Source organism: Flavobacterium sp. UM26, from assembly GCF_057922445.1.
In genome coordinates this window covers 1-11,811 of sequence record NZ_JBVHCY010000016.1, presented here as the reverse complement: position 1 = coordinate 11,811, position 11,811 = coordinate 1, and the positions used below count along the sequence as shown (strand labels likewise).

Here is an 11,811-nt window from a genome sequence, read left to right as displayed (position 1 = left end):
CTATTAGTGTGCCGTCTTTATACCATTGGTTGCCCGCAGCAGCACTACTGCTTAACACCACTGAACCTGGTGCGCAGAAGCTTGTGCTACCCGATGCGGTGATAGTGGGTTTAATAGGTTGAGGATTAACATCCACAATCCATCTACCACTAGAAGCATTTATTGGATTAGATAAATTGATTTGACAAGTTGCATCTCTGGCGGCACGTCGAAACCATGTCTTTTGGGTTAATCCACTTGGTGGATCATATGTTGCTGCATTTGTTCCAAGAATTGGAAAATAAATAAAACCATCTGTGCTACTTTGCCATTCATATGTAATGGTCCCTTCTCCACCACTTGCCAAACTTACGCTTCCAATCGCACTTGGATCCCCACCGCTACAGATCGTCTCTCCTGTTGTAGCTATGGCTCCAGGGTTAAAGACTGGACTCACATCTACTATCCATCTACCTGCGGATCTATTATTCACTGTATTAAAATTAGTACTGCATGACCCGTCAATTGCTTGTCGTAAATACCATGTTTTTTGTGTTAAACCTGAAGGTGGATCATAAGTTGCAGAATTCGAATTGGCAATTGGGAAATAAACTAACCCATCTGAACTACTAGACCATTGATAAGTAATATTTCCATCTCCACCACTTGCCAAACTTACGCTTCCAATCGCACTTGGATCCCCACCGCTACAGATCGTCTCTCCTGTTGTAGCTATGGCTCCAGGGTTAAAAACTGGACTCACATCTACTACCCATCTACCTGCGGATCTATTATTTACTGTATTAAAATTAGTACTGCATGCACCATCTATTGCTTGTCGTAAATACCATGTTTTTTGTGTTAAACCTGAAGGTGGATCATAAGTTGCAGAATTCGAATTGGCAATTGGAAAATAAACTAACCCATCTGAACTACTAGACCATTGATAAGTAATATTTCCATCTCCACCACTTGCCAAACTTACGCTTCCAATCGCACTTGGATCCCCACCGCTACAGATCGTCTCTCCTGTTGTAGCAATAGCTCCTGGACTAAAAATAGAGTTTACTCTAACTTGAATCTCATTGGAAACTATAGGATTACCACATAATGGGGTAGATTCACAAACCAAATACCATGTTCCTACACCTAAATCGGAAGCGGTTGGAATGTAAGTAGAAGAAGTCGCTGAAGAAATAATAACATTGGTTCCTCCTGAAGTTGCTCGTTTATACCATTGTCTAGCTACTATTGAACCACCACCCAATTCAGATGCTACCGACAGCTGTGTGCCAACTGCACCAATACAAAGATTTTGAGGAGTATTAGGTAGTACCGAAACGCTTGACAAATTTTGATCAACGTTTATCAAAGTACTTCCATTTAAAGGAGTAGAACAACCCGGCAACGCGGCATAAGCCACACTATCTAAAATATAGAGAAATGAACCAAAAAAATCTGTGGATACAGCTACTGTTGCACTAGTATTGGGTCCAACGTTAATAGTTTGAATAGCCCCACCAGGATTGACTCTGTAACTCACAACTATGGCTTCAGATTGAGGATTTGAAAATGAAATTAGCGGCGAAGGAGCTCTTTCACAGACAGTAGTTCCTCCGCTTATGGTCGCAGTAGGTATTGGCAATATCGTAATTGTTACATTCTGAATGGCTGCACAATTTCCTGTTCCAATGGACATTAAACCAGAATATACTCCTGGTGCAATATTGGGTTGTATGGTAATATTAACATTACCTGGACCTGAATTAAAAATTTGAGTTATATTAACTTGATCTACAAATCCAGCATTATTAGCAGTAGTATCCCAATCGATACTATAATTATTTGGGCTACCTGAGGTGGACGTATAAGGTAAAATTGCAGTAGTTGTAGCAGTCGCATTGAAACATACAGCATCAATCACACCTGTAGTTGTAATGGTTGGAACTTCATTTACAATTAATAAAAAGGTATCCGCTATACTCGTACAGTTAATTGCGTTTTTTACAGTAATAGTCCCGTTGTAGTTTCCTGCAGTAATGGTAGAAGGAATACTGATCGTTATATCACCAGTAGTTGAGTTCGGAATAGTAGAATTGGTTACATTTCCTAACCCAGCAGTAAGTGCCGCAGTGTCCCAAACAATATCATATAGCGTAGGATTACCAGTAGCTGTATAATTTAGAGTTGTAGAAGTAATGCCCTGACAGACACTTGTTGCTGAAATTGCGGCACTGATAGTTGGCAAAGGATTGACAGTAACGATAACAGGGTCACTTGAAGGACTTGAACACCCACTCTGACTTGCAATTACAGTATAGGAACCAGAATCGGTTACTGTAAAATTATTTGCAACTGCTCCTGCAATTAAGTTGCCATCTTTGTACCACTGATTACCCGTAGTTGCATCGCTAGTTAATAGTACGGAACCAGACGCACATATTGAAGTTGAACCTGATGGAGTAATAATCGGTTTAGCTAAATTACTAACTGTAATTGTTCCTGTTGCACTAGGACCTGTTGCACATTGTGAAGTCTGTACATCAATGGAATAAGTAAAATTACCCAATACAGTAGGTGTACCGCTGATTGTTAGCACATTTGAAACAAAACTAGCACTTACACCTGTTGGCAAGCCAGTTACCACTGTACCTGTAGCATTTGTAGTTGTATAAACAATGTTTATAATACTTGTTGTATTACATATTGATTGCGCATTAGTACCCACAGCTGAAGTAAGCTCAATTGTAGGTGGTGAAGTTAAAAAAGTAAAAATTGCATTATTAGGTAAATCAATCCCTGAAAAACTTACAATATTACCAGATAATGAAGCCGCATTAATCAACGTAGCCGAATCAAAAATTCCATCTTGATTAGAATCTACAAGCATTTTAATATCATCGACACTTGAAACTGACAAACATAGCCCTGAAATATCAAATGTCAAATCGATGGTGCCGGGATCATTTGTTCTGCTGACTTTCCACTCACGACCGATTCTTTTGTAGCCATTCAAATTGGAGGGCATGTCAGTAGTTTGTTCGGTGAGCGCCCCATTATCATGTCCTATGATGAAAAAATCACCGATATCTAATGAACTCGGATTACTCAAAACTATATTTCCTTTCCCTGTTTGACCAGTTCCATCTCCGCTACCAGAATTAATACTATTACTTTTAGTTTGATTCAGATTAGACCCATCATCTTTACCTATACCAAAAATATCATACTTAAAAGTAGTATCTGCAGCTCTAATTACAGTACCATTAGAAGACAAGTATGCTACTGCGTTGTTATTACTGCCTAACGAAATTCCATACTTAATAGCCAAATAACTTTCTATTTTTAGTTTGTCTGTTTCAGTCATAGAAGTTGGAAAAACGATTACTTCTGCCAACAATCCATTACCCTTCATATGTCCAAAATCATTATTCCCATTATGGTTACTTCCACCAATCATGGGTCTAAAATTTATAGAATCAAAATCTAATTGCCCATTAATGATTGTCTCATTATCCCCATTTACCTTCCCAGTTCCATAAGGAGTTTGAGTACTTGCATCAAGACTTACAATGTTAAACTTAAGATTATCAAAATTTGTATTTTGGATATGAAAACCTGCAGCTGCCCCGGTAATAGTATTTCCATTTCTAGACCAAGAAGAATTTCTATTATTACCACCAAAAAGAACTACACCTGTGTTATTGGGCGAAATTACACTACCCAGAAAGTTGGCTTGTCCAAAAGAACTGTTATCAAATTTATAAACCGCAAATGCTGAAACGAAATCAATATTTGTGTTTCCATCTAATCTATTGGTTGGCAATGCACTACTAAAACCATTGTTATTAAAACTAACTGCTTCATTAAAATTAATTGCATTAGTATGAAACGTTGGTGATCCTATTACGCTAAATGTATTGTTCCCCGTTTGATCTACCCAACCTATAACATTACTACCTGAACTAGACACTCCATCATTAGCTTTTAGCCAAAGACTAGTTCCAGCAATAGCAGCCGGTATCGAAAGAATAGTAATACTCACCAATTGTGTTGTTGTACAGTTTCCGGTTCCTATTGTCATTAAGCCTTCATAAGTTCCTGGCAAAATATTGGCTGGTATCACAATATTTAAATTTCCGGAACCTGAATTAAACGTTTCTGTTGGATTAGAAATATCTAATAGACCCGCAGTAGTTGCCTCAACATTCCAATCTATACTGTAACCTACTGGATTACCTGTTGTACTTGTATAAGACAATACTACCGTAGTAGAAGATGTTGCATTAAAATTAGCCGAATCAATAATTCCGGAGGTTGAAATGGTTGGTGAAATACAACTTGAAGCGACCACATTTCCTTTGAACTCAAAGGAGTTAATACCATAGCGACCATTTACATCCGTACCACCCCAAGCATATAATCTAAAGGTGATAGGAACCGCTACATTTTGAAAACTAGTATCCGTAAGATCTATTGTATTTGAATCTTCTTGAACAACACCAATATTACCAACAAATCCATCAACACTAGAACGTAAGGCGAAATTAATGGGGGCGGTTGCCCCAGCAGTTTGCCCATCAAAAACAAAACTGGTAAAATTAATTTTGTTCCCAGCATTAGGGACCAAAGTAAACTCAAAATAATCATTTGGATCTAAACTAGGACTATCCCAACCCACTGCATCGTATCGATTTGAAGTAGCTCTCCCAGTAATTCCCGATCCTCGACTTATTCCAGATACTGTAATTCTAGTATCTTCTGTGCTTCCACTAGTATAAGGATTGGATGCGCTAGGATTTGAATTAATTATGGGATTAGACCAAATAGTAGCATCCACCTGGCTATCAATAGTAACAGTCCCATTAAAGGTAAACGAGTTAATTCCAAACCTACCACTTGGTGCTGAACCTCCCCAAGCATAAATTCTAAAAGTTACAGGTCCCGTAAGATTTTGATAGATTGCATTACTTAAATCGATTGTGTTCAAATCCTCCACAACTACTATTTGACTAGAAAAATTATCTAGACTGGATTGCAAAGCAAATTGTGTTGGAGCATCAGCACTAGAAGTTTGCCCATCAAAAACAAAACTCTCCAGATTAATTTTGTAGCTAGAATTTGGTATCAGTGTAAATTCAAAATAATCATTAACATCTAAACTTGCACTATCCCAGCCACTGGCATCATATCTATTTGACACTGAAAAACCTGTTATTCCAGCCCCCCTGCTAATTCCAGAGACACTTATATTAGCTTCTTTTATATCTCCTATTGTATATGGATTTGATGCACTTGGGTTAGAAGCTGTTATAAGATTAGACCAAATGGGTTGTATTGATACTGCATTGGGAACTACATTTCCATTAAAAGTAAAATTTTCTAGTCCAAAAACGCCAGCTGGACTAGCAGCATTCCATGCATAAATTCTAAAAGTAATGGTACCTGTAATGTTTTGAAAATCTACACTTGAAAGATCTATGTTGTTTGACCCATCAATAACAGTTCCTATTGGAAATTCAAAATTATCCAAACTACAATACAATCCAAAATCTATAGGTCCTGAGCCGCTTGTTACACCACTAAAAACAAAACTCGTAAAATTAATTTTATAGCCTTGTAGTGGACTCAATGTAAACTCAAAGTATTTCGCTCCATTGATTACAGAATCATTCCAACCTGAAGCCACATATTGGTTAGTAGTACTTACAGCCCCAACATTTGGTCCCCTTCGAATCCCAGAAACAGTGATGTTAGGATCCTTCACATCTCCATTAGTATAGGGACTAAACAAACTTGGATCAGTACCCGTAATTGGATTAGTCCAAATGGATTGAGCTTGTCCCCAATAACAAATCAATAATAAAAGGAAGCAGAATTGCTTTTTACAAAAAGAACTATTTGTGAAATATCTATTTTTAATCATAAAACAACAATGTATTTTGTTACTTTAAACCTCTATATTCCAAAGCATTGGCTTGATTACTTCCATTTACAAATAAAGTCCATTTAAAAATTATGATAAAATAGTCTTAAACAACTTCTTTATTAATTCTTTAATCTAAAAAACTATCTCCCTTTACACGTTTTACACCATTCATCTTTTATCATAAAAATAACCACTCTTTATTTGTTAAAAAATCATTCACTAACAAATATAGTGATTTACAACAAGTTACATAAATAGACAAATCACAATTTTTTATTCTATCTGTAAAAAACATTTTTTTTTACCAGAAATACTTACAAATAGAAGAGTATGGAATTTAGTTTATGTTTAATCAATCAAGAAAAAAAAAAATAACTTTGTAAAACTTAACGAAAACGAAAGAAAAAATAGAAATCTGCATCTATATTGTCAGCATTATATAAACTATCCTATTTTAAAATGATTAAGAGCATTCAAAATAAGACAATTTGGTTACATAGAAAGACACAATAAACCTATTTATATGTGGTCACACCACTACTTCATGACTACTTCGTATTGCTTTGTGCTAAAAAACTTTGCCACAAAAGGATATAAAAAAACAGGTAAGCCATTAAAGCTTTTTTTGGGAATAAGCTGCAAGTTTTAAACCATGTAAAGCAAGTAAGGACATAGAAGTTTTTAGCTGATTCCAATACAATAAAAATCTTTTACTTGGTGTTGCTTTATGGTAAAAAATTGAACCACAAAGTCCACAAAGAATTACCCAAGCCACGCAAACTTGTAACCGATTTACCAATTTATCTGCAAAAGAAAAAACCCTTTCAAAGCACTTGTCTCTGAAAGGGTTTTAGTTGAAAAACTATTTTTTTTAGTAAATAATCTTCTTGTTACTAATCGCGCCGTTGGCCAAAGTAGTTTTGACAATCAAGGTTTGTTCACTCGAAGGCAAAGTCGAAATAGACCATTCTTGGGCGTTGATTTTCGATTTATCGTACACTTTTCTGCCCAACAAATCAAATACCTGTACTTGGGTAATCGCTTCAGCCGAAGAAGTTAGTGTGATTTTTTTGTTTTTCACACTTACGATAAGCGGTGTATCCACCACTTCGTTATCATCAGTACCTAAAGTCTTGTTGGTGTACTTCAACACAAAACGGTCGTTCTCTACTCCATTGATGGCGGTAAACGTGTATTTCCCTTTACTCAATTCATGAAGGGTATTCGTTTTTTTATCTTCTAACCAAATGGCTTGATTCGTCAAAGCGCCGTCTCTATTATCGATGCTAATTTCGAAAGTGCCAGCAATTGTGCTACGGTAGCCTAAAGGCACCACATCGGTATCTACAAACGGCAATGCTCGACCTTGTATCGTGAGGTTTTGTCCTTGGTTGATGCTATAAAAATCCACAAACTCTTGTCCGTCAAATGTTGGTCCGTCATACAAGTTGTCCCAATCATTCGTAGCGCCTTCTATATAACCCACCAACAACTGTTTGAAAGCCCCTCCGCTATTGGTCATGTTCAACCAAACTCGGTTTTTCTCCATTGCTGCTGCTTTTTTGGTACTGGCTTGTTTAAAAAATTGGCTGTTGTTGCCTGAAACTCGCATGGCATTAGTAAACTGGAAACTTCCTGCTGCTGCATTACCCACAAAAAACGATTGACCAGCTGCTATAAATCCATTGGGAACCGTACCACTCGCACCTGTACTTGGCGCTTTACTTGTACCTGTACCTCCTGCTAAGGTGTAACTTGCATAATCATCAGCTGTATACACATAATCCGAACCACTTGGCGCAATAGCAGTATTATGTGTCCAGAAATACAACGCCCCGTAAATAATTCCACTATTAGCATTGATAAAATCATCTGCTCGTATGGCTGATGGATACGGATTACCTACCAAATTGTACTGATTAGCTCCTACTCCAAAACTGTAATTCCCATTATTTGGCACTCCTTTGAAAGCTACCGGTTGTGCATACGTACTGCCTGACCAATTATCCGGTGCAGGAGAACCTGGTTTGGGAACACGAATGATAAATCCAACACCTGGCGCCATGGTGCCATCATCAAAAATCCAATCATTTGCCAAACCATCAAATCTAAAATATTTATCGGCCAAGGTGTTTGGTGATAATAGTTTTGCAGTTTGCCCTGTTACCGGCGATGACCAATACGTAAAATCGAAATTCTTCATCGGTGAGGAGATACGACGGTATTCTATCGCTCCAGAGTTTGCAGCATTGGTGGTTTGAACCAAGCTTGCGTTGTTTTCGAAAATTAACTGACCGTTGGTTGTTACTGCATTCGTTATTGTTAAGGTAACTCCTGATGGGACTGTAGCGGTAACTCCTGTACTAATCGTTAAGGAACAAGCCGTCAAATTAGAGCCAAAAGGAGAAGCGGGAACCACTGCTGTCACTATAGCATTTTTTGTTGCATCTGGCGCACCATTACTCCATGATGAACCGTTCCAAGTAGTACTGGAAGCATCAGCAATGGGAACAATTGGTGTGTCTGATGAAGTACAAGTTCCGTTACTTACTCTAAAAGTATAACTTCCAACCGCTAGTCCTGTAACCGTATAACTCGTGCCCGATGAAGTATAACTTCCCGAAGCAGTTCCTGATTGAGTTATAACCCATCCACTTTGCAATCCACTCAATACAACGCTACCTGCTGAAGAACAAGTAACATTTGTTATGGTGCCAACTGTAGGGGTAGAAGGTAGAGGGTTTACAGTAATGGTTCCTGTTGCATTTACCGTACCCGAACAACTTCCTGTTAAGGGAATACTATAGTTAAACGTTCCAGATGCTGTTGGTGTACCGCTAATTGTAATGGTATTTGCTGCCCAAGTTGCTGTAACACCTGCTGGTAATCCGGTTGCAACTCCTATACCAGTTGCTCCGGTAGTTGTATGAGTTATTGGAGACATTAAGGTATTTTGACACAAATTAGGACTAGAAGAAGCAGCACTTACAACTTTACCAATCTGGATAGTAAAAGTCTTGCTTGCACTTACACATCCTCCAGAAGTTCTTACTGTTATTGTTCCTATATATGTACCTGCAAGAATGTTGGATGGAATATCTAATGTAATTGTACCGCTAGTACTACTTGGTAAACTTCTATTGACAATATCAATCAAATATCCATTTGGGGACCAAGTGATACTATACGTATTAGGTGTTCCGCTAGCCGTATAAGGTAATCCAACCATTTGATCAAGATTTGTAATACAAATTGAACTAGGATTTGTAGGCGTAACAACAACAGAGTTAGTTGGCGCTACAGTTACGTTAAAACTACCACATGGAGAGCTCCCACAACGATTGGTATAGCGAGCAAAATAAGTCCCTCCAACAGTGGGGTTAAAAGTAGTCCCTGTGGCAATTACTGCACTTCCGCATGTCCCTGAGAACCATTCTACGTATGTCCCTGGAATGGATGAAACTGGCACTGACAATGTACTGTTTGAACATAAAGCTGAAATAGTAGGTGCAGTAGATGGAGCTGTTACGACTGGTACGATTACTATCGTAGCATCGGTATAAACACCCGAAGTTACTGTTCTTCTATAATATGTTGTAGCAGTGAGTGTTCCTGGTGTATAATCTTTAGCATTACTTATTCCGGAAACTGTTGTATAAGCACCATTAACACTTGAACTTTGTTCCCATAAATAGGTGTAAGTCCCATTACCTCCCGTAGGAGTAGAACCTGTTATAATACCAGGACTAGTTCCAGAACAAATAGGTTGTGTATAAGTTGCTTGAACATAATATCTTTTTACTGTACCTACACATGGATCTCCAAAAACTGAATTAAATGAAACACCGCCAGCAGGGATTGTTGCAGTAGTATTCCCTAACAATCCAGTAGTTACAGAACGACTATTAACAGCATGACAACTTCCTATTGTGAAGTTAGGAAAAGCCCCACTGGGAGTTCCATAACTAGCAAACTTAGTATTGATAAAAACGAAACCATTCGGAGCTGTTAATGTCAAAGGACCTGTATATTCTCCTACAGAAGCAAAAACATCAGCCGAAGTATTACTGTAAGACGCAAAATTATTGTCAATAACAGAATTATTAGGAACAGTTATTCTGCCCGTACCTGTAAAAAAAGTGTTATTAGAATTAGTAGCCCCAGAAGTCGAAGTTCCCCATGTGCCACCAACTTGATTAACACCATTCAAGACAAGAGCTCCTGCTGTATGAGTAGTTATGGTATTCAAATTCGCTTGAACACCAGTCGCAATTGAAGTTATATTGTTTATGACAGTATTGGCTGCAAATGTTTTTATACCACTCCCAGAAAGTGTCAAATTATTATAAGTCCCAGCACTAACCGTCTGGGCGACGCCACTAAACTGTACGGTTCCTCCCCATGTTTTTCCGGTAGGAATTGGTGTTGTAGAAGTATTTTGAGTTTGAATAGTACCACTATTGCTTATTGCAGCAAGTGTTCCCAACAACTGATTAGTTCCCATAGTAAGACTTATACCGCCTGTTGTAGTCAGAGTACCATTTACAGTTAAGTTACCCGCAGCTGTCTTAATGCCAGTACCCGAAAGCGTCAAATTACTGTAAGTAGTACCGATAACGGATTGATTTGTACCGTTATAATTTACAATATTATTTGTAGCTGTAGCATTAAGTGTAGTGATAGCAGGTGAAGCAGCTGTAATTTGTAAAACACTTGTACCAGAAGCATTATCAAATGTAGTAATAGTACCTAAACTTCCTAAGTTAACAGTACCGTTATTTGTAATTCCTGTTATAGTACCTGTGCCATTAAGATTAAGTGTTCCAGTATTGGTAAAATTAGCTAATGCAGTAGTGATAGCCCCAGTCCCCCCAACAGTCATAGTACCAGCATTAGAGAGTGTTGTGATACCAGCACCGTTAATTGTAAGTGTTCTTGTTGTAGTATTAGTTAAACTTCCCGTACCAATAAGTGTTCCAGAAATAGTAAGAATCCCGTTATTAGTCAACCCAATACCTGTTACAGTTACATTAGTTATTGTAATATTTCCGGAAATTGCCTGAGTATTAGTATCAAATGTTTGGACGCCTGTACCTGAAGCAAAAGTTCCACCATTTGCAATTCCTCCTCTGAAAGTTATGGCAGAATTTGCTGAATTATTCCATGAACCGCTTATAGCAACGTTGCCGGTAAATATTTTTGTTCCTGTAGTTGAACCAATAATTAAAGTACCATTAACAGCAGTAGTCCCACTAACGGTTATTGCTTGAGAAACGGTCAAAACCGCTCCAGAATTTATTGTTAGATTCCTACATGTTGCTGTTGCAACAGAAACTATGGGCGCATTAGGCATACCTGTAGGAATGGTAACGTCATCTGTATTGGTAGGAATACCATTAGGAGACCAATTAGTAGGTATATCCCAGGAAGAACTTGTACTACCATTCCAAGTTTTTTGTCCATACACCAATTGAATCATCAATAACAACACAAAAAGTAAAATTCTCTTCATAAAAAATAGTTAGCTTTTTTAAAAACTTAAACATGGTAAAAGGAATTCAAAAAACCAACTATTTACCATTCAAAGTCGCCAGCAAATGTAAGTAATAATGATTGCTGCACAAGTAAAAAAAGCAACAATAAACTTAAATCATGATAATTCAAAAAGAGTGGATTATTTTTACTGAGTACTCAAAATTGGTCGAGATAAATCATAAAAACAATTAGTTCATTACTGAATCATATTCTTGATTTAAAAAAAATTATGTTTGAGCCATAGCAAAAAATTGAACCACAAAGTCCACAAAGAATTACCCAAGCCACGCAAACTTGTAACCGATTTACCAATTTATCTGCAAAAGAAAAACCCTTTCAAAGCACTTGTCTCTGAAAGGGTTTTAGTT

At 37.6% G+C, this 11,811-nt stretch carries 2 protein-coding genes; both read right to left on the bottom strand.

Annotated features, from left to right (window positions below):
* A partial coding sequence (locus tag ACZ1AQ_RS14795; RefSeq protein ID WP_489633638.1) for a beta strand repeat-containing protein occupies positions 1–5,905 on the bottom strand: 5,905 nt, incomplete at its 3' end.
* A gap of 874 nt (positions 5,906–6,779) precedes the next feature.
* Positions 6,780–11,420 (bottom strand): DUF8693 domain-containing protein, encoded by a 4,641-nt coding sequence (locus tag ACZ1AQ_RS14790; RefSeq protein WP_489633637.1) that lies wholly within the window; start codon positions 11,418–11,420, stop codon positions 6,780–6,782.
* Between the last annotated feature and the right edge of the window lie 391 nt (positions 11,421–11,811).

Coding starts and splice junctions, on each gene's coding strand:
- ACZ1AQ_RS14790 (WP_489633637.1), bottom strand. CDS start 11,420: ATGAAGAGAATTTTACTTTTTGTGTTGTTATTGATGATTCAATTGGTG.